15 protein-coding genes are annotated in these 20,611 nt (G+C 67.4%); 10 read left to right on the top strand and 5 right to left on the bottom strand.

Translation table 11 applies throughout. From position 1 onward, the window contains the following. Positions 1-199: 199 nt before the first annotated feature. The gene (locus K3A84_RS07635; RefSeq protein WP_225008723.1) at positions 200-1,636 is read right to left on the bottom strand and encodes an aldehyde dehydrogenase family protein; all 1,437 of its coding nucleotides are present in this window, start codon (positions 1,634-1,636) and stop codon (positions 200-202) included. Positions 1,637-1,718: 82 nt separating this feature from the next. Beyond that, positions 1,719-3,383 carry an acetolactate synthase large subunit gene (locus tag K3A84_RS07630; RefSeq protein WP_225008722.1) on the bottom strand — a complete coding sequence of 555 codons (1,665 nt, stop codon included), beginning with the start codon at positions 3,381-3,383 and terminating at the stop codon, positions 1,719-1,721. Positions 3,384-3,723: 340 nt separating this feature from the next. Here K3A84_RS07630 and K3A84_RS07625 point away from each other — a divergent pair, with 340 nt between their 5' ends. Continuing rightward, positions 3,724-5,418 (top strand): hypothetical protein, encoded by a 1,695-nt coding sequence (locus K3A84_RS07625; protein ID WP_225008721.1) that lies wholly within the window; start codon positions 3,724-3,726, stop codon positions 5,416-5,418. Between the two features lie 9 nt (positions 5,419-5,427). Here the strand turns inward: K3A84_RS07625 and K3A84_RS07620 are convergent, their stop codons facing one another. Both K3A84_RS07620 and cysS read right to left on the bottom strand, forming a co-directional pair. Beyond that, positions 5,428-6,390 (bottom strand): D-2-hydroxyacid dehydrogenase, encoded by a 963-nt coding sequence (locus K3A84_RS07620; protein WP_225008720.1) that lies wholly within the window; start codon positions 6,388-6,390, stop codon positions 5,428-5,430. A 58-nt stretch (positions 6,391-6,448) separates the two neighbouring features. Beyond that, positions 6,449-7,912 carry a cysteine--tRNA ligase gene (cysS, locus tag K3A84_RS07615; RefSeq protein WP_225008719.1) on the bottom strand — a complete coding sequence of 488 codons (1,464 nt, stop codon included), beginning with the start codon at positions 7,910-7,912 and terminating at the stop codon, positions 6,449-6,451. Positions 7,913-8,058: 146 nt separating this feature from the next. On the opposite strand from cysS, the gene fsa reads away from it, so the two are divergent. The 6 genes from fsa (at position 8,059) to K3A84_RS07585 (ending at position 14,993) form a co-directional block, all read left to right on the top strand. Beyond that, entirely contained in the window at positions 8,059-8,712 is a 654-nt protein-coding gene (fsa, locus tag K3A84_RS07610) for a fructose-6-phosphate aldolase (RefSeq protein WP_225008718.1), read from the top strand. 42 nt (positions 8,713-8,754) lie between these two features. Next, on the top strand, positions 8,755-10,572 hold the full coding sequence (cobT, locus tag K3A84_RS07605; RefSeq protein WP_225008717.1) for a cobaltochelatase subunit CobT: 1,818 nt from the start codon (positions 8,755-8,757) through the stop codon (positions 10,570-10,572). A 67-nt stretch (positions 10,573-10,639) separates the two neighbouring features. After that, positions 10,640-11,347, top strand: a complete 708-nt coding sequence (locus tag K3A84_RS07600; protein WP_225008716.1) for a nitroreductase — start codon at positions 10,640-10,642, stop codon at positions 11,345-11,347. 23 nt (positions 11,348-11,370) lie between these two features. After that, on the top strand, positions 11,371-12,042 hold the full coding sequence (locus tag K3A84_RS07595; protein WP_225008908.1) for a nitroreductase: 672 nt from the start codon (positions 11,371-11,373) through the stop codon (positions 12,040-12,042). 163 nt (positions 12,043-12,205) lie between these two features. Next, positions 12,206-14,254 carry an adenylate/guanylate cyclase domain-containing protein gene (locus tag K3A84_RS07590; protein ID WP_225008715.1) on the top strand — a complete coding sequence of 683 codons (2,049 nt, stop codon included), beginning with the start codon at positions 12,206-12,208 and terminating at the stop codon, positions 14,252-14,254. Continuing rightward, the gene (locus K3A84_RS07585; protein ID WP_225008714.1) at positions 14,241-14,993 is read left to right on the top strand and encodes a hypothetical protein; all 753 of its coding nucleotides are present in this window, start codon (positions 14,241-14,243) and stop codon (positions 14,991-14,993) included. The genes K3A84_RS07590 and K3A84_RS07585 overlap by 14 nt, the downstream gene beginning before the upstream one ends. A gap of 20 nt (positions 14,994-15,013) precedes the next feature. Here the strand turns inward: K3A84_RS07585 and K3A84_RS07580 are convergent, their stop codons facing one another. After that, positions 15,014-15,703 (bottom strand): DUF4197 domain-containing protein, encoded by a 690-nt coding sequence (locus tag K3A84_RS07580; protein ID WP_225008713.1) that lies wholly within the window; start codon positions 15,701-15,703, stop codon positions 15,014-15,016. Between the two features lie 70 nt (positions 15,704-15,773). Here K3A84_RS07580 and K3A84_RS07575 point away from each other — a divergent pair, with 70 nt between their 5' ends. Genes K3A84_RS07575 through K3A84_RS07565 form a run of 3 tightly spaced genes read left to right on the top strand, consistent with a single transcriptional unit; the run spans position 15,774 to position 20,557 of the window. After that, entirely contained in the window at positions 15,774-17,939 is a 2,166-nt protein-coding gene (locus K3A84_RS07575) for a primosomal protein N' (protein WP_225008712.1), read from the top strand. Next, on the top strand, positions 17,940-18,989 hold the full coding sequence (locus K3A84_RS07570; RefSeq protein ID WP_225008711.1) for a glycosyltransferase: 1,050 nt from the start codon (positions 17,940-17,942) through the stop codon (positions 18,987-18,989). Next, complete coding sequence (locus K3A84_RS07565) at positions 18,986-20,557, top strand: cryptochrome/photolyase family protein (RefSeq protein ID WP_225008710.1); 1,572 nt, start codon at positions 18,986-18,988, stop codon at positions 20,555-20,557. Before K3A84_RS07570 ends, K3A84_RS07565 begins: the two co-directional genes overlap by 4 nt. Positions 20,558-20,611: the final 54 nt, after the last annotated feature.

Genomic DNA, 20,611 nt, shown 5'->3' with positions numbered 1-20,611 from the left:
GTCACGGCACGCCGGGGCCTTTACCCCTTGCGCCCCGCCTTCGCGGAAGTTCTCGCAATGCGACCCCTTTTGGCGAGCCTATGCTTGTCACCGTTTCGGTTCAAGCCCGGAAATGTCGCGCCAAGGCTGCGGTTAAGGCAGTTTCCACAGCGACTTGGTCCCATTCTGGACGGACCTTGGGCAAAGTTCCCCCCCGCCCTCACACGCGCCGGATCACCATGTTGCGAATCTCGGTCATGTCCTCGATCGCGAAGCGGATGCCTTCGCGTCCGAGGCCCGAATCCTTGACCCCGCCATAGGGCATGTTGTCAACGCGGTACGACGACACGTCATTCACCACGATGCCGCCCACCTCCAGATCGTCCCACGCGTCGAGCACCTTGTGGATGTCGCGTGTGAACAGCCCGGCCTGAAGCCCGAACTTCGAATCGTTCACTTCGGCCAGTGCCTGCTCCCAGATCGAGAATTTCGACAGCGTCACCACCGGCCCGAACGCTTCCTCGACATAGAGGTCGCTCCTGCGATCGACGTTTTCGAGCAAGGCCGCTTCCAGCATCGCGCCCTCGCAGCCGCCGCCCGCCAGCAGCCTTGCGCCGCCCGCCACCGCCGCGTCGATCCAGCCTTTCAGCCGCCGCGCCTCCTTTTCGGAAATCATCGGCCCGATGAAAGTGTCGCGCGCCTTGGGATCGCCCGAAACCAGCGTCTTCACCTTCGCCGCCAGCATGTCGCGGAAGGTGTCGTAGATGTCCTCGTGGATGATCACGCGCTGCACGTGGATGCAGCTCTGGCCCGACTGGTAGTACCCGCCGAACACGATCCGCGCGAGCGCGTGGTCGAGATCGGCATCCTTGTCGACCACGACCGCCGCATTGCCGCCGAGTTCCAGCACGACCTTCTTCTTGCCCGCCTTGGCCTTCAGTTCCCAGCCGACACCGGGCGACCCGGTGAACGATAGCAGCTTCAATCGTTCGTCGGTGGTGAACAGGTCCGCCCCGTCGCGGCTGGCGGGCAGGATCGAGAACGCGCCTTCGGGCAGCACGTCGCATTCGGCCAGCACTTCGCCCATGATGATCGCGCCCAGCGGCGTCAGGCTGGCGGGCTTCATCACGAAGGGGCAGCCGACGGCGATCGCGGGCGCGATCTTGTGCGCGGCAAGGTTCAGCGGGAAGTTGAACGGCGAGATGAAGCTGCACGGCCCGATCGGCACGCGCTTCCACATCCCCATGTAGCCCTTGGCGCGCGGGGAAATGTCGAGCGGCTGGACCTCGCCATAGTTGCGCGTCGCTTCTTCGGCGGCGATGCGGAAGGTGTCGATCAGGCGGCCCACCTCGCCTTCGGAATCCGCGATCGGCTTGCCCGCCTCGACGCACAGGGCATAGGCCAGCTCGTCCTTGCGCTCGCTGAAACGACGCACGCAATGATCGAGCACCTCGCGTTTTTCGTAGGACGCCAGCTTGGCCATGGCAGGGGCCGCGCGCACGGCGCCCGCGATGGCCTCGTCGATCACGTCGGGCGTCGCCAACGCGGTGCGGAACGCGATTTCGCCGGTGAACTTGTCGGTCACCGCAAGGTCGGCGTTGGGCTGCACCGCCTTGTTGTTGAGATAGAGCGGGTAGACGTCTTTCAGCTGAACCATGGTCGTGCAACTCCCCCCTCCCGCAGGCGGGAGGGGTCGGGGGTGGGCTGGAACGGCGCGATGCCCGCGCCCGGGCGCGGGCTTACAACGCCTTCGACAAATCCTTGATGTCCTTGTTCAGGATCTGGTCGTTCTCCGAATAGTCCACCGGGCAATCGATGAGGTGGACGCCCGGCGTATCACGGCAATGCGCGAGCAGTTCCTTGAGATGGCCTGCGCTCTCGACGCGATAACCCTTCGCGCCATAAGCCTCGGCATACTTGACGAAATCCGGGTTGCCATAAGTCAGCCCGAAGTCGACGAAGCCCATGTTTGCCTGCTTCCAGCGGATCATGCCATAGCTGCTGTCGTTGAGGATCAGCACGGTCAGGTTCAGCCCCAGCCGCACCGCCGTCTCCATCTCCTGGCTGTTCATCATGAACCCGCCATCGCCGCAGATCGCCATGACCTTGCGATCAGGGTACAGCATCGCGCTCATCATCGCCGAGGGCAGCCCCGCCCCCATCGTGGCGAGCGCGTTGTCGAGCAGCACCGTGTTCGGCTGGTAGGCGGTATAGCCGCGCGCGAACCAGATCTTGTAGACCCCGTTGTCGAGGCAGATGATGGCGTCCTCGGGCAAGGCGTCGCGTACCTGGCTCACCAGATGCGGCGGAAAGATCGGGAAGCGTGCATCGGCGGCCAGCGGCGCGGTGTGCGCCACTTCCGCCGCGCGATAGGCCAGCATGTGGTCGAAGGCCCAGTCCGGGTTCGGCGTGATCGCTTCCTTCATCTGCCAGATCGCGTTGGCGATATCGCCGATCACCTCGATGCTGGGGAAGTAGACGGGATCGACCTCGGCCGTCTTGGTGGACACGTGGATCACCGGCGTGCCGCCTTCGCGCATGAAGAACGGCGGCTTCTCGATCACGTCGTGGCCGACGTTGATGATCAGGTCCGCATCCTCCACCGCGCGATGGACGAAATCGCCCGCCGACAGCGCCGCGCAGCCGAGGAACTTCGGGTGCCGTTCATCGATCACCCCCTTGCCGAGCTGCGTGGTGAGGAACGGAATCCCGGTCTTTTCCACGAATTCGCGCAGCATCTTGCCGGTCATCTTGCGGTTCGCGCCCGCCCCGATCACCAGCACCGGCGCCTTGGCGTTCTCCAGCGCGTGGACCGCCTGGTGGATCGACTTCACGTCCGCCGTCGGGCGGCGCACCTGGCTGCGCTTCAGCGGGTGTGAGGTGGTGTGTTCGTCGGCGATGTCCTCGGGCAGCTCGATATGCGTCGCGCCCGGCTTTTCCTCCTCGGCCAGACGGTACGCCTCGCGCACGCGGCTGGGGATGTTGTCCGACGACTGCATCTGGTGCGTGTACTTGGTGATCGGCCCCATCATCGAGCAGACGTCGAGGATCTGGAAGCGCCCCTGCTTCGACTTCTTGATCGGCTTCTGCCCGGTGATCATCAGCATCGGCATCCCGCCCAGCGTGGCATAGGCCGCCGCGGTGACGAAGTTGGTCGCCCCCGGCCCCAGCGTCGCGATGCACACGCCGGTCTTGCCGGTATGGCGACCATACGTCGCCGCCATGAAGCCCGCGCCCTGTTCGTGGCGCGTCAGGATCAGCTTGATCTTGGTGGAGCGTGACAGCGAATCGAGGAAGTCGAGGTTCTCCTCGCCCGGCACGCCGAAGATGTATTCGCAGCCCTCTTCTTCAAGGCACTGCACGAAAAGATCGGACGCCTTGGTCCCTTCGCCGGTTCCAGCCATTTATCCACGCTCCGCAACCAGAAGCGCGCGGGGCCACCGGCGCTTCTTCTCCCCTGTCGTTACGGCCCGTGGGGCGGTCCCGGTCGTTGGAGGCCCATGCCAAGCCTGCCCCTCGGCACAAGGCGTACCAAAGCCGGAGCGCGGCGTCACCCCATTGGTTCAACCATGGCATCACATGGAAAACAGACACGCCGGAAGCCCGGCCCGCCATAAACTATCGTTATCATTAATTGAACCAATCTATCTGTCCAAATCCACACCTATGGACTAATAACCCAAAGCCCATCGTAATTTTCGATGCACGGCGTTCGATAGTTTCTCAGAAGAAAGAGCTTCAAGGTTGGAAACTGCGCTGCGGCCCGTACCATCGCGCCATGGAGCGCTGAGCGAGGTTGCAGCGCAGCGCCTCGGCCTTGCGCTCGTGCTGATGCTCGGCGCGCTGCCCTATCTGGGCGGCCTGGGGCTCTATCTCGACGACTGGACTTTCGCGGGGCAGGAAGCGGCAACCTCCGCCAATGATTTCGCGTCGTTCTACTCGGGGCTCGCCAGCACGGCCAACGTCGCCGTGCGGCCGCTGCAGATCGTGCTCTACTGGTTCTACAGCCTGGCCACGCCGCACGATGGCGTGTTGTTTGCTCACGTCTTCAACCATCTGCTGCTGCTGGGCGCGGCGTTTGCCTTCCACCACGGCCTGCGCGGCATCCCGGCGACGACGCCGATCGCGTTCCCCTTCGCGCTCATGATCGTGTCCACCCCGTGGTTCTCGACCGCGCGGATGTGGCTGGCCAATCACATGGCCACGCTATCGCTGCTGGGTTTCGCGCTGGCGCTGTGCGCGACGGTACGTGCGTGGCGGCATCGCGACCAGCCGCAGCGACGCGTTGCGGACATGGTGCTGCTGGCGTTGGCCTGCTCGGTTTCGCTGTTCTCGTATGAACTGGCAGGCCCCGTGCTTCCGGGCCTCGCGCTGTTCGTCTGGCGTGCAGGCGGATCGTCCTGGCACGACATGCGCCGCGACCGCAGCTTCCTCGCCACGCAGGCAACGCTTGGCCTGGCGCTGGCCACCGCCATCCTGTTCAAGATCGCCGTCGGCCACGAACTGGTCGCGCCGCTGGCCGCAGGCGCGCTGATCCACCATGGCGCGTTGATGGCGGTGACGGCCAGTGTGAACCTGCTGTGGGACATGGGCGTGGCTTTGCCCTGGACGGCGTTGCGCGCTGCGCTGGGGCCGTTCGGCGGCCCTACGGTGGTGCTGGCGGGCTTTTCCACGGCGGTTGCGCTGCTCCTGATCGGCCCCGCCCGCATCGCCGCCACCCCGCCGTCGCGCATGCAGGAAACCGCTCTCCGCGCCGCGATCGGCCCCGGCTTCCTGCTCGCGAGCGGATTGCTGGCCTTCGCGCTGGGCTATGCCGCCTTCCTGCCGCGCATGGTCTATGGGCCGGAACCCTTCGGCCTCGACAATCGCAGCAACATCGGCGCAGCCCCCGGCGCGGTGCTGATCCTGCTGTCGGGCATGGTCTGGCTCGACCGCCGCCGCAATGGGCTGCTCGGCGTGCTCACGGCGCTGTTCTGCACCTGCGGGGTGATCGTCGTCGCCAGCATCGGAACCAGCTTCGTGCGGGCCGCCGAGAAGGCCGACGACATCTTTGCCGACATTGTTGCGGCCATGCCCGCGCCGCGCCCCGGCACGGCGCTGCTGCTCGAAGGGGAATGCCCTTATCTCGGCCCGGCGCCGCTCTATCCATCGGCCTATGGCCTGTCGGACCGGCTGCGGCTGCAATACCGGATGCCGAGTCTGCTGGCCGATGCGGTAACGCCGGGCACGCAAGTGACCGCGCAAGGGGTGACCGTGCGCGAATTCGGGGCGGACACGCTCTATCCCTATGGGCAGCTGCTGATCTACGATCGCCCGGCCAACCGGCTGATCCCCCTCGCGTCGCGTCAAGCCGCAACCGCATGGTTCGCCGACCATCCGGTGAAAAACTCGACGCCCTGCGCCTATCGCGAAGGTGGCGGCACCAGCCTGTTTCAATAACTCCCGGCGTCAGTAGCCCAGCGTCAGGTCTACCTGCGGCGCCAGCGGCTCACCCCGGCGATAGCGTTCGAGGTTTTCAAGGAAGCGCGCGGCAGAACGCTGGAACATCTTGTCCTGCGCGCGGCCCGACAGGTGCATGGTGACGTGCGCATTGGGCAGCGACCACAGCGGATGGTCGGCGGGGAGCGGTTCGGGCGTGGTCACGTCGAGGAAAGCGCCGCCGATCCGCCGCGCCTCCAGCGCCGCGACCAGTGCGCCCTGATCCACCACAGACCCGCGCGCCACGTTCACCAGCACTGCCCCGGTCTTCATCGCGGCGATCTCTTCCGCGCCGATCATGCCCTCGGTCTCGGGCGTGGCGGGCACGGCCAGGATCACCCAGTCGAATTCCCCCAGCCGCGCGCGCCAGGCATCGGGCGCCAGCGCATCGGCTCCACCCGAGCGGCGCACCTTCACCACCTCGACATCCATCGCCGAAAGGATGCGCTCCACCCGCTGCCCGATCGCACCATAGCCCAGCAGCAGCGCGCGGCTGCCCGCCAGTTCCACCTTGCCCGGCGAATCCATCAGCCATTCGTGCCGGTCCTGCGCGCGCACCACCTCGCGATAGCCCTTGGCCACGGTCAGCATCCCCATCACCACGTATTCGGCGATGGTCACCGCGTTGATCCCCACGCCATTGGTATAGACGACGCCGCGCTGCGCCATCACGTCGAGCGGCATCCCGTCGACGCCCGCATAGATCGAATTGAGCCAGCGCAGCCGCGTCGCCCGCCGCACCGCCTCGGCCATCGGCGCCTTGTCGTTGAGATCGAACCAGCCGATCTCCGCCTCGGGCGCGAGGTCCATCAGTTCGTCGGTATGCCGGAACGTGCGCAGGTCCACCCACTCGGGCAGGCGCCCCGCCACCAGCGGCGCGATCATCGCATTGGCGACGAGGATGGTCTTGCTGGGGTTGCCTTGCGCGCTCATCGTATTCTCTCCATGCCCTTTTTCGGCAGCATGGCGTCTCGCAAGCCGCGCGGCAAGGTCAGCCCAGCTTCCACTCCCAGCCGAGCGGATCGCCGTCCATCACCTCGACGCCCTTCGCGGCGAGGTCATCGCGCAGCGCGTCGGAGCGAGCAAAGTCCTTCTCGGCGCGGGCGGCCTTGCGGTCGGCCAGCACGGCCTCGATCTCTGCCTCGGCGAGGTCCACGCCCTTGGGGCGAAGGCGCAGCGCGGCGCGGTCGATCACCAGCAGATCCAGCCCCAGCACCGCGTCCACCGCCGCGATTGCGGCCAGCTTTTCGGCCGGATCGACCTTCTTCACCGCGACGATCTCGTCCAGCACGGTCAGTGCGACCGAGGTGTTGAGGTCCTCGCTGATCGCGGCATCGAACTTGTCGAGCAGGGGCGCAAACTTCGCGCCCGCTGCGGGCAGCACGCCATCACCCGCGCGCTCCTTCAACTGCGCCACGGCCATCACGATCCGCTTCAACCGGGTCAGCGCTGCCGCCAGCCCGTCCCACGAAAACTCCAGCTCGCTGCGATAGTGCGCCTGCAGGCACAGCATCCGGTAGGCGAGCGGGTGGTAGCCCTTGTCGATCAGCAGTTGCAGCCGCAGGAACTCTCCGCTCGACTTGCTCATCTTGCCGCTGCGTTCGACGAGGAAGTTGTTGTGCATCCACACTTTCGCGCCGCTGTTGGTCGGCACGTTCAGCCCGTTGGTGCAGCAGAACGCCTGGTTCTGCGCGATCTCGTTCGGGTGGTGGATCTCGCGGTGGTCGATGCCGCCGGTGTGGATGTCGAAGGGGAAGCCCAGCACTTGCCCGCTCATCACCGAGCATTCCAGATGCCAGCCCGGCGCGCCCCGGCCCCACGGCGAATCCCATTCCATCTGCCGCGTCTCGCCCGCCGGGGTCTTGCGCCAGATCGCGAAGTCGGCGGCATTGCGCTTGCCTTCGACGGCTTCGATGCGCCCCTCGCCCTCGTCGGTCTGCGCGCGCGCCAGCCGACCGTAATCCGCCACGGTCGAAACGTCGAAATAGAGCCCGCTCTCCAGCTCATAGCAGTGCACAGGCGCGATCTTCTGCGCAAATTCGATCATCGCTGGCACATAGTCCGTCGCGATCGTCCACTGCGCGGGCTGGCGGATGTTCAGCGCGCGCACGTCGGCCCAATAGGCCTGCTTGTAATGCTCGGCGATGTCCCAGATCGACTGCTTCTGGGCGGCCGCCATGCGCTCCATCTTGTCCTCGCCCGCATCGGCGTCGTCGGTCAGGTGGCCGACGTCGGTGATGTTGATGACGTGGGTCAGCTTGTAGCCCTTGAAGCTCAGCGTCCGCCCCAGCACGTCGGCAAAGACATAGGCGCGCATGTTGCCGATGTGCGGGTAGTTATAGACCGTCGGCCCGCACGAATAGACGCGCGCTTCGCCCTCGTGCACCGGCACGAAGGGTTCCAGGGCGCGGGTCAGGCTGTTGAACAGCGTCAGCGGGCGAGCAGTGTTTTCCATGGTCGCGGCCTTGCCCTGCCCCGGCCCAACTGGTCAAGCGGCCTGGTCAAGCTGTCAGGCGCACCTGCCCCTGCCGTCCGTTTCCAAGTGGGCTGCATCGGGCTATGGGCAGGGAATCATTCCCGCCCAAGCAGGACCATTTCCCCATGAAGTTCTTCGTCGACACCGCCGAAATCGCCGAAATCGCCGATCTTGCCGCCACCGGCCTGCTCGATGGCGTCACCACCAACCCGTCGCTGATCGCCAAGTCGGGCCGCGACTTCATCGAGGTGACCAAGGAAATCTGCAAGCTGACGCACGGCCCGGTCTCGGCCGAAGTCGTCGCGCTCGATCACGAAACGATGATGCGCGAGGCTGAAATCCTGCGCAAGATCGCCGACAACGTCTGCATCAAGGTGCCGCTGACGGTCGATGGCCTCAAGACCTGCAAGAAGCTCACCGCCGACGGCACCATGGTCAACGTCACGCTGTGCTTCTCGGCCAACCAGGCGCTGCTCGCGGCCAAGGCGGGCGCGACCTTCGTCTCGCCCTTCGTCGGTCGCCACGACGACAACGGCTTCGACGGCATGGACCTGATCCGCGACATCCGCCTGATCTACGACAACTACGCGTTCGAGACGCAGATCCTCGTCGCCTCGATCCGCCACGGCGTCCACGTGCTGGAAAGCGCCAAGATCGGCGCCGACGTGATCACCGCGCCGCCTGCCGTGATCAAGGGCCTGTTCAAGCATGTCCTGACCGAAAAGGGCATCGAAGGCTTCCTTGCGGACTGGGCCAAGACCGGGCAGAGCATCGGCTGACCTTTTCAACCGACTGACTAAATAACAGAAAGCAGCGGCCCCTTGCGCGACGAATCTCCTCTCGACCAGTTCCGCACCGTCCTTGCCGGGACGGCGCGCGCCCTTGCCGACGAATCCGAGATCGAGGTCGCGTGGACCGCCGATGCCGCCAGCCAGTCCGGCGGCAACCTGCGCGTGCCGATGCCGGGCCGCTCGCTTCCGGCCGCGCAAGTGGCCGAAGCGCGCGGCGCGGCCGATTCGATGGCGCTGCGCCTGCGCCTGCACAATGAAGCCGTGCACCGCGCGGGCGCGCCCGCCGAACCCGTCGCCCGCGCCGCCTACGACGCGATCGAGCAGGTCCGCTACGAAGCGCTCGGCTCCGAAGGCTATGCGGGCATCCGCGGCAACATCGGCGCGGCGACCGACCAGCGCATCGCATCCGACCCCATCGCGCGCGCGGGCAAGCCCGAAGACGTGCCGCTGCCCACCGCGCTCGCGCTGCTGCTGCGTGAAAAGCTGACCGGCCAGCCCGTGCCCGAAGCGGCGCAACTCGGCACCGCGATGCTGCGCAGCTTCATCGAATCGCGCACCAGCGACGATTTCGATGCGCTCAGCCGTTCGCTCGATGATCAGAAGAGCTTCCAGAAGCTCGCGCTCGACATGCTCGGCCACCTCGAGCTGACCCGCTCCGACACCCCCGACCAGCCCGACACCGAAGAGGACGAAGGCGAGGACGAGGATCAGGAAGGCGAGGAGGAGCCCGACGCCGGCGAGGACAGCCAGGAGCAGCAGCCCAGCGAAGTCGCGGGCGACACCTCCGAAGGCGACGAGGACAGCGAGACCGAGCAGCAGATCGAGGATTCGGAAGACAGCGCCGACGCTGACATGGCCGACGATGGCGAGGAAGGGATGCTCCCCACCCGCCCCAACCGCCAGTGGACCGACATTCCCGATACCTTCGACTACAAGGCCTACACCGAGCAGTTCGACGAGGTCATCGCCGCCACCGACTTGTGCGACGAGGAAGAACTGACCCGCCTGCGCGCCTATCTCGACGCGCAGTTGAAGGGCCTGCAGAGCGTCGTCTCCAAGCTCGCCAACCGGCTCCAGCGCCGGTTGATGGCGCAGCAGAACCGTTCGTGGGACTTCGACCAGGAAGAAGGGCTGCTCGATGCCGCGCGCCTTGCCCGCGTGGTGATCTCGCCCGGCCAGTCGCTGTCCTACAAGGTCGAACGCGACGTCGAGTTCAAGGATACCGTCGTCACCCTGCTGATCGACAATTCCGGCTCGATGCGCGGTCGCCCGATCTCGATCGCCGCGATCAGCGCCGACATCATGGCCCGCACGCTCGAACGCTGCGGCGTCAAGACCGAGATCCTGGGCTTCACCACCCGCGCGTGGAAAGGCGGGCAGAGCCGCGAACAGTGGCTGGCCGGCGGCAAGCCCGCGCAGCCCGGCCGTCTCAACGACCTGCGCCACATCGTCTACAAGAAGGCCGACGAGCCCTGGCGCCGGGCGCGCAAGAACCTTGGCCTGATGATGCGCGAAGGCCTGCTGAAAGAGAACATCGACGGCGAGGCGCTGCTGTGGGCGCACAACCGCCTGCTGGCACGGCAGGAAGACCGCCGCATCCTGATGGTCATTTCCGACGGTGCGCCGGTCGACGATTCGACGTTGAGCGTGAACAGCGCAGGCTATCTCGAACTGCACTTGCGCCGCGTGATCGACTGGATCGAGAAGCAGAGCCCGGTCCAGCTCGTCGCCATCGGCATCGGCCACGACGTGACGCGCTACTACCGCCGCGCCGTGACGATCATGGACGTGGAACAACTGGGCGGCACCATGGTCGAACAGCTTGCAGGCCTGTTCGAGGACGAATGAGCTTGACCGGCGGCGGTTAACCGACCAATTAAATCGGGAACAACCTTTCGGGGGAGAGTCCCAAGTCATGACCACCGCCACGCTCGAAGGGCGCGCCGCCACCGCCGCGTCCGCCACCGTTTCCGATGCCGTCCTGTCGCGCCGCTCGATCCGCGCGTTCAAGGATACGCCTGTTCCGCTCGAAACGCTGCGCCGCGTGATGGACAAGGCGCGCTGGGCGCCGTCGGGCTGCAACTTCCAGCCGTGGGAAGCCACGATCCTGACCGGCGAGCCGCTCAAGGCGCTGCAGGCCAAGATCCTGCAGAGCCCGCCGCAGGACCCGATCGAATACAGCTTCTCCGATCCCGAAGTGATCCCCGAATGCAAGGCGCGCCTGCAGGCGGTCGGCGCGGCGATGTACACTGCGATGGAAATCGGCCGTAGCGACAAGGACGCCCGGATGGAGTTCATGCAGAAGAACGCCACCTCGTTCGGCGCGCCTGCCCTGCTGGTGTGCTACATGGACCGCCGCAACAGCGCGCCGCAGTGGTCGGATACCGGCATGTGGCTGCAGACGATCATGCTGCTGCTGCGCGAAGAAGGGCTCGATTCCTGCCCGCAGGAATTCATGGCGCTCTATGCCCGGCTCATCAAGGATCACATCGGCGTGTCCGATGAAAGCCACATCCTGTTCTGCGGCATCGCCATCGGCTACCGCGAAGAGGACGAGGCGGTGAACAACTTCCCGCGCGAGCGCGAGCCGATCGACGGCAACGTCCGCTTCCTCGGCTTCTGAAGGCACGCGGCCCCACCATGACCATGGACGTTTCCGAAGCGGTCGCCAGCCGCCGCTCGATCCGCAATTTCCTGCCCGATCCGGTCGACCAGGCCGTGCTCCAGCGCGTGCTGGAAAAGGCGCAGCGCGCGCCGTCGGGCGGAAATACCCAGCCGTGGAACGCGGTCGTGCTGGCGGGCGAACCGCTCGCCCGCCTGCTCGCCGCCACGGCTGCGGTGATCCCCGAAGGATCCAAGGCCCACGCGCCCGAATACGCGATCTACCCGCCAGAACTCGACGGCGCCTATGCCGAACGGCGCTTCGGCGTGGGTGAGGCGATGTACGCCGCGCTCGGCATCCCGCGAGAGGACAAGAAGGGCCGTCTCAGCCGCTTCATGGCCAATTTCCGCGCCTTCGATGCGCCGGTGCTGATGCTGGTCCACACCCCCCGCTACATGGGCCCGCCGCAGTGGTCGGATATCGGCATGTGGCTGCAGACGGTGATGCTGCTGCTGCGCGAGGAAGGCCTCGATTCCTGCGCGCAGGAGGCATGGGCGCTCTATCAGAAGCAGATCCGCGCGTGCGTCGATATCCCCGAGGACCACGTGTTCTTCTGCGGGCTGTCGATCGGCAAGCGTGACGCCGCCGACCCGATCAACCAGTTCCCGGTCCCTCGCGCCCCCTTGTCGGAGGCGGTGCGCTTCGAAGGCTTCTGAACGCGGCAACCCGCGCGCATCCCCTCGGCAACATTTCACCGCGTCAACCTTCGTTTAGGTTCGTCTTAGGCACTATCGCCGCTTGCACGAAGCACGCGGCGGGCCTTAAGCCGTCGGGACGCCAGAACGGCTCCCATGCGGACCGGATGAGTCAGGGGAAGCGATGCCCGACAGCCAGGACCAGACCCGCGTCACGCTTGCCCAACGGCTGGGCGCCGGCCTGCGCCAGTTGGGCGCGCAGCGGATCGCGGTCATGGTGCTGTTGCTGGCCGTCGCGATCGCCGCCGCGCTCGGCAGCTGGCGCCTGCCGCTGCTGCGCGATGCCGAAGCCGCGCTCTACGATCTGCGCGCGGCCACGCTGGCCCCTGCCGTCGATACCGACAAGCGCGTGACGCTGGTTGTCTACACGCCCGACACCAACCGCAAGACGGGCAAGATCTCGCCGGTCGACCGCACCGTCATGGCGCAGGCGCTCGCCAATATCGGCAAGCTCGGCGCCAAGGCGGTCGGCGTCGACGTGCTGCTCGACAGCCCGCAGCCCGACGACCCGGTGCTCCGCGCCGCGCTCAAGGACATGCCGATCCCGGTGTTCCTCGCCTTCACCACCAACAAGGCGAGCCCCGAACAGATCACCTGGGAACAGGAACAGGACCTGCGCGCCACGATCGCCGCCGTGCGCGGGCCGACCGTCCAGCCCGCCTCGATCCTGCTCGCCAACGATGTCGACAACGTCGCGCGCCGCTGGCCCGCTCGCAAGCCGGGAATGCCCGCTCTGTTGAGCGTGGCAATGACGCAGCATACTGCCGATGCCGACCCGCGCTTTGCCAGCTACACCGGCCCGATCCGCTTCCGCCGCCCGGCGTCGAGCGACCGTCCCGTCTTCGATGAAGTGCCGATCGACTTCCTCGCCGATCCCGAAACCGCGCCCTTCGCCGAATCGCAGATCCGGGGCCGCTACGTGCTGGTCGGCGCGCACTTCTCCGACTTCGACCTGTTCGATACGCCGTTCACGCGCACCAACACCCGCATCATGGGCGAAACGCAGACGATCGGCGTCGCCATCCACGCCGCGATGCTGTCGCAACTGCTCGACCACGCGCTGCCGCGCGGCATTCCGGGCGTCGCGCTCGCAGGCTTTGCCCTGATCGCGGTAGGCCTCGGCGCGCTCAGCGCATTGTCGCGCGCGCGCACCTGGCTGCTGGTGATCGGCGTGCTGGTCCAGTTCGTGCTGCTGTTCGGCCTGCCCTTCGTGCTGGAACGCGCCCGGTTCGATACGATCCACCTGCCCGCCATCGGCTGGCTTGTCGGCTGGCTGCTCGGCTATCTCGCGGTCAGCTCGGCCCTGCGCGCGCTCAACGCCGCGCAGCGCGAATTTGCGCAAGGCGCGCTCGGCAAGTACCTGCCGCGCTCGATCGCAGCCGAGATCATGCGCAATCCCGAACGGCTGCAGCTTCACGGCGAAAAGCGCGCGATCTTCTGCCTGTTCTCCGATCTCGAAGGCTTCACCAAGCTGACCCACGCGGTCGAACCGGAAATGATCGCGCGCCTGCTCAACGACTATCTCGACCGCCTGTCCGCCGTGGTGCTGCAATATGGCGGCACGCTCGACAAGTTCGTGGGCGATGCCGTGGTGGCATTCTGGGGTGCGCCGCTGTCCAAGCCCGATGACGGCGAGCGCGCCATTGCCGCCGCCGTCGCTATGTACGAAGCAGGCGAAGCCTTCCGCCGCGCCGTGCCCGAAGGCGTGCCCCCCATCGGCCGCACCCGCGTCGGCGTCCATTTCGGCGAGGCGATCGTCGGCAACTTCGGCGGCGAAGGCCGCATCCAGTACACCGCGCTGGGCGATGCCATGAACACCGCTGCCCGCCTCGAAAGCGCGAACAAGCCGCTCGACACCACCGTCCTCATCAGCCGCGAGGCGCTCGACCACCTGGGCGATGCCGCCAGCCGCCCGCGCGTGCGCCCGATGGGCACCGTCACCCTGCGCGGCCGGGCGACGCCGGTCGAAGTGTTCGAACCGCTGCCCGCAGGCGATGCCCGCGACGCCGCGCTCGCCGAAGAACTGGTCACCGCGCACCGCGCGGGAAATCACGCCGCCGTGCGTGATGTCACAACGCGAATCGCCAAACTGGCTACCACTGATCCGGCGCTGGCGAATCTTGCCGCCCGCCTGATGAATGCGCACGAAGGAGAAAGTCATGTCCTGGGTTGATCCCGCCAAGCTCCGCAAGCCCCTGGCTCTGGCCGCAGGCGCGCTCGCGCTCGTCGCCGGCAGCGCGGCCATGGCGCAGGCCGTGGTCGTCCGCTCGACCGGCCCATCTGCCGCGCAATATCCGATGGGCCGCAAGCTGCCCGCCAACGGCACGCTTTCGCTCAAAGCGGGCGACCACGTGACCGTGATCGACAAGTCGGGCACGCGCGTCGTCAACGGCCCCGGCTCGTTCCCGGTCAACGCCGCCGTCAGCCGCGACCAGGCCAGCGCGCTCGCGATGGCGCAGATGGCCACGACGCCGGGCGGCGCACGCGTGCGCACCGGGGCGGTGCGCAGCGCGCCCACCGATGCGGCCACGCCCAACAGCGGTCCCGACAGCATCTGGTATCTCGACGTGACCAAGGGCGGCACGTTCTGCGCCGCCGATCCCAAGCAGATCGTGCTGTGGCGCCCCGATGCCGCCGAAACCGGCATGGGCAGGCTCACCGGCCCCGATGGCGCGATGGCCGACGTCACCTGGAGCGCGGGCAACCCGCTCAAGCTCTGGCCGGCCGAAGGGCTGATGCCGATGGACGGACAGAACTACACCTTCCGCAGCCCCGTGGGCCGCACGGTGATGATCCGCATCCGCATGCTGGCCAGCCTGCCCAGCGACACGCTCGGCGTCGCGACGGTGCTCGCCGACAACGGCTGCACCGCCCAGCTCGACGCGCTGGCCAACTCCACCCCGGGCGGCTGAGCCCGGGGCCTGACTGCGACTTAACTGCCGCCGAACGCGCGCTCCAGCAGGGGGTCGTTCGTTCCGCGCGGGTTGCGGCGGATCTCGGCTTCCTCGCGCCCGATCGAGCGCCAGATCGCGTCGTCGGCCTGCCGCGCCAGATCGTTGGCGATGCCGTTCACGTCCACCCCCGTCGCCAGTTGCAGCGCCTGGCCCACCAGCGGGTCCGACGTCGCGTGCAGCAGGTCGCCGAACTGCGGGAACATCACGTCGATCAGGCGCCCCGCCATCTCGCCGCGCAAATAGTTGGTCGCCTCGTCGGGGCGGCCCCGGATCAGCGCCAGCGCATCGCGCACGCCCATGCCGCGGATCGCCTCGGTCACCGCGGGCGCCGCGCGATAGGCGGCGCGCTCGGCCATGTCGTTGAAGGCGCGCGCCAGCCGGTCCTTGAACAGCGGCCCGGTCAACATCTGCTGCAACATGCCGCCGCGATTGCCCAATTGCTGCGGCAGCACCAGCCGCGCCATCTGGTCGTCCCAGAACCCGCCCGGCGCCAGCAGCCGGTCGAACGCGCGGTTGGCCGATAGCTGCAGCAGCCGCCGCACCACTTCCACCAGCGAGAACCCGCCATAACCGGCGCAGCCAGCCAGCCCCAGCGCGCCCATCCCCACCATCGCGCCCGATCCGATCATCAGCCTGCGACGGGTCAGCACTTGCGAGTGGGTGGCCATGGTACGTCTCCTCTTTTTGCCCCGGCGGGCTTTCGTCCACGGGTGATGCCCGCCATATGCAGTCCCCACGATGAACCGCGTCCGCTGCCTCGTCTTCAACGCCGCCCTCGGGCCGCTCGATTATCGCGTGCCCGATGGCATGGCGGTGGAGCCGGGCAGCGTCGTTGTCGCACCGCTGGGGCCGCGCCAGATCGTGGGCGTGGTATGGGAGGCCGAACGCCTCCCCGCCAGCGAAGTTCCGGACGCCAAGCTGCGCCCGCTGCTGCAGGTGCTCCCGGTCCCGCCGCTGCCCGCGCCCTTGCGCCGCCTGATCGAATGGTGCGCCGATTACTACGTCACCAGCATCGCCTCGGTCGCGCGCATGGCGTTGTCGAGCAATGCCGCGCTGCGCGGGGGCGGCACCGTCACCGAATACCGCCTCACCGGCCACGAACCGGCACGCCTCACCCCGCAGCGCGCGCAGGCGCTCGACCTGCTGAACGACCAGCAGGGCACGATCCGAGAACTCGCTGAAATCGCTGGTGTTTCCGAGGCCGTCCTGCGCGGCATGGTCAATGCCGACATGCTCGAAGCGGTGCTGGTCGATAGCGATCGGCCCTACCCCGCACCCGATCCGCGCCACGCCGTGCCCGACCTTGCGCCCGAACAGGCCGAAGCGGCAGGCAAGATGGTGGCAGCGGTCCGGGCACACGAATTCCGGCCCTTCCTGCTCGACGGCGTCACCGGCTCTGGCAAGACGGAAACCTATAGCGAGGCCATCGCCGCCGCGATCGCGGCCGGGCGGCAGGTGCTCGTCCTCCTCCCCGAAATCGCGCTGACCGAAACGTTTCTCAAACGGTACGAGGCGCGCTTCGGCGTACCGCCCGTCACCTGGCACTCCTCGCTCAAATCCTCCGAACGCCGCCGCGCCTGGCGGCAAGTGGCGTTCGGGCAGGCCAAAGTCGTGGTCGGCGCGCGGTCCGCGCTGTTCCTGCCCTTTGCCAAGCTCGGCCTGATCGTCGTCGATGAAGCGCACGAAATCAGCTTCAAGCAGGATGATGGCGTGCGCTACAACGCCCGCGACGTCGCGGTCATGCGCGCCCATTTCGAGCAGGTTCCGGTCGTCCTCGCCAGCGCTACCCCCGCGCTCGAAAGCCTGCACATGGCCGATGCCGGGCGCTACGAACGGCTGGTCCTGCCCAGCCGCTTCGGCGGCGCGACGATGCCCGACATCCGCATCGTGGACTTGCGCGAACAGCAGCCCGAACGCGGCCACTGGCTCGCCCCCGTGCTGGTCGAAGCGCTGAAGGATCGGCTGCTCAAGGGCGAGCAGAGCCTGCTGTTCCTCAATCGGCGCGGCTATGCCCCGCTCACGCTGTGCCGCACTTGTGGCCATCGCTTCCAGTGCCCCAACTGTTCGGCCTGGCTGGTCGAGCACCGCCTCTCGCGCCGCCTCGCCTGCCACCATTGCGGGCACGAGATCCCCCGGCCCGATGCCTGCCCCGAATGCGGCGAAAAGGACTGCATGGTCGCCTGCGGCCCCGGCGTGGAGCGCATCGCCGATGAAGTGGCCCAGATCCTGCCCGACGCGCGCGTCGCGCTCGTCACCTCCGACACGCTGACCAGCCCGGCCAAGGCCGCCGAATTCGTCGCGCAGGCCGAAGCGAAAGCCATCGACGTGATCGTCGGCACCCAGCTCGTCACCAAGGGCTTCCACTTTCCCGACCTCACCCTCGTGGGCGTGATCGACGCCGACATGGGCCTTGAAGGCGGCGACTTGCGCGCGGCCGAGCGCACCTACCAGCAGGTCGCGCAGGTAGCGGGCCGCGCGGGCCGAGGCGACAAGCCCGGCGAAGTCATGATCCAGACCCGCCACCCTGACGCCCCGGTGATCGAGGCGCTGGCCAGCGGCGACCGCGATGCCTTCTACGCCGCCGAGACCGAAGCCCGGCGCGATGCCAATGCCCCGCCCTTCGGCCGCTGGGCCGCGATCATCGTGTCGAGCGAGGACGAAGCCGAGGCACGCGACGCCGCGCGCGCCATCGGCGGCACCGCGCCACGCCTGCCCGACGTGCTGATCCTCGGCCCCGCGCCTGCGCCGCTGTCCCTGCTGCGCGGGCGCTACCGCTACCGCCTGCTGATCAACGCGCGCCGCTCCACAGAACTGCAGCGCGTGATCCGGCAATGGCTCGAACCCCTGCGTTTTGCCCCCGGAGTCAGGGTTGCGGTCGACGTCGATCCCTATAGCTTCGTGTGAATGCCCCTCCCCAAGCCCCACAGGCGCCTCCTTTTCGTCGATAGCCAGTCCGAGGTCGCCTACGACGAAACCTCGCCCGGCAACCCCGCGCACGCCATCGGCGGCAGCGAAGCAACGCTGGTGCGCGTGGCCATCGGCCTAGCCGCCGATTTCACGATCGACGTGGTCCAGCACGCGCGCGCCACGCCCCACGCGGGCGGCGGCGTGAACTGGCAGCCGTGGGACCAGCTCGACCGCCTCGCCGCGCAAGCCGATGCCATCGTCATCCAGCGCCACGATGCGCTCGCCCCGCGCCTGCGCCGCCGCAATGCCCGCGCGCGCATCGTGTTGTGGCTGCACGACTGGGTCGATCTCGACAGCGGCCCGCGCGGGGCCTTGCGCGCCGAGATGCGCGCGCTGATCTATCGCATGGTTGGCGTCACCCGCGTCTGCGTCTCGCCCGCGCACGCCGCCAATATCGCAGAGGCGCTGCAACGCGACCGGCTGTTCCCCGCCCTGTTCCGCCCCGACATCCGCGTCATCTACAACCCGGTCGTCGTCCTCCGCCCCGCCCCGGCCCCACCGGTGGACCGCGACCGGCTGCTGTTCGCTTCTGCCCCGTGGAAGGGCATCGAACAGGTGCTGGCGGCCTTCGCCGCCGTGCGCGCCGCGATCCCCTCGATGCAACTGTTCATCGCCTCGCCCGCCTACGACGTGGCCGACAATGCCGCCGCGCCCGAAGGCGTGACCTTTCTCGGACCGCTGCCGCAAGACCGGCTCCATGCCGAGTTGGCGGGCGCGCTGTGCCTGTTCGGCCCACAGGCCAAAGTGCCCGAAACCTTCGGCCTCGTCTTCGCCGAAGCCCATGCGCTGGGCACGCCCGCCCTCGCGCACGATTTCGGCGCGGCGGTCGACCTGCTTTCGCCCGAAGAACGGCTCGACGCGCGCGACCTGCCCGCCGTGGTTGCCCGCATCAAGGCCTGGCGCGATGGGGCAAGGCCGCAGGTCGCCGCCAATCCCGCCTTCGCACTCGACACGATCCTGACCCAATGGCGCGCGCTGCTGGCATGAGCGCCGACCGATCCGGCCCGGTCCTCGTCCTCATCCTCGGCGACCAGCTCTCCCCCGCCCTCTCCAGCCTCGCCGACCGTCACCCCGACGATACCGTGGTGCTCATGGCCGAAGTGATGGACGAGGCGACCTACGTCCGCCACCACAAGGCCAAGATCGCGCTCGTGCTGTCGGCCATGCGTCACTTCGCTGCCGAACTGCGAGAGGCAGGTTGGAACGTGGATTACGTCGAACTCGACGATCCCGCCAACACCGGCGCCCTCACCGGCGAACTGGCGCGCGCGGTCGCTCGCCACGGTGCGCGCGGGGTGCAGGTCACCGAACCCGGCGAATGGCGGTTGCGGCAGGCGATGGAGCAATGGCGCACCGATCTGCCCGTGCGCCTGCGCGTGCTGCCCGACACGCGCTTCATATGCCCGCTGCCCGATTTCTATGCCTGGGCGGCAGGGCGCAAGGAACTGCGCATGGAGTGGTTCTACCGCGACATGCGCCGCAAGACCGGCCTGCTGATGGAGGGCGACAAGCCGGTCGGCGGGCGCTGGAACTTCGACGCCGAAAACCGCGCCGGACCGGAACCGGGCGCCACCTTCCCCGTGCCGCCCCACTTTGCACAAGATTCAACAAGCTCTGCGGTGATCGCGCTTGTCCAACAGAGATTTTCCAATCATTTCGGTACTTTGGATAACTTCTGCTGGCCGGTGACGCGGGCTGCCGCACAAGCTTTGTGCATGCACTTCATCAACAAGCGCCTGCCGCACTTCGGTCGCTGGCAGGACGCGATGGTGACAGGGCAGGACTTCGTGTTCCACTCCCTGCTCGCGCCCGCGATCAACCTCGGCCTGCTCGACCCGCTCGACATCTGCCGCGCGGCAGAGGCCGAATACCACGCGGGCCGCGCCCCGATCGAGGCGGTCGAAGGCTTCATCCGCCAGATCATCGGCTGGCGCGAATATATCCGCGGGATGTACTGGCTCGACATGCCGGGCATGGCCACGGCCAACCACCTCGACGCGCATCGCCCGCTGCCCGACTTCTGGTGGACCGGCGAAACGAAGATGCGCTGCCTGTCCGAAGCCGTGCGCACCACGCGCGACAACGCCTATGCCCACCACATCCAGCGGCTGATGGTGCTCGGCAACTTCGCGCTGCTGGCAGGCCTCAAGCCCGCTGAGGTCGCCGACTGGTTCCTTGCGGTCTATGCCGATGCCTATGAATGGGGCGAACTGCCCAACGTCGCCGGCATGGCGCTCCACGCCGACGGCGGCCGCCTCGCGTCGAAACCCTATGCCGCGAGCGGTGCCTACATCGACAGGATGAGCGATTACTGCGGATCTTGCGCCTACAAGGTCAAGCTCAAGACCGGCCCGCAGGCCTGCCCGTTCAACGCGCTCTACTGGCACTTCCTCGCCCGCAACGAAGGCAAGCTCGGCCGCAACCCGCGCCTCGCCCAACCCTACGCCAACTGGCGCCGCATGAGCGAGGAGAAGCGCACCGAAACCCTCGCCAGCGCCGACGCTTTCCTCGCCACGTTGGAGCCCGCCGAACCGGGCTGGGCGCGCCAGGCGTGAGGCCTCGCGCAGAAGTGCTTTGAAGGTTTCCACCCGACTCTGTAACGGGCACCG

This window comes from Novosphingobium percolationis (assembly GCF_020179425.1).
Taxonomy (GTDB): Bacteria; Pseudomonadota; Alphaproteobacteria; order Sphingomonadales; family Sphingomonadaceae; genus Novosphingobium; species Novosphingobium percolationis.
This window is presented reverse-complemented; position numbering and strand designations above follow the sequence as displayed.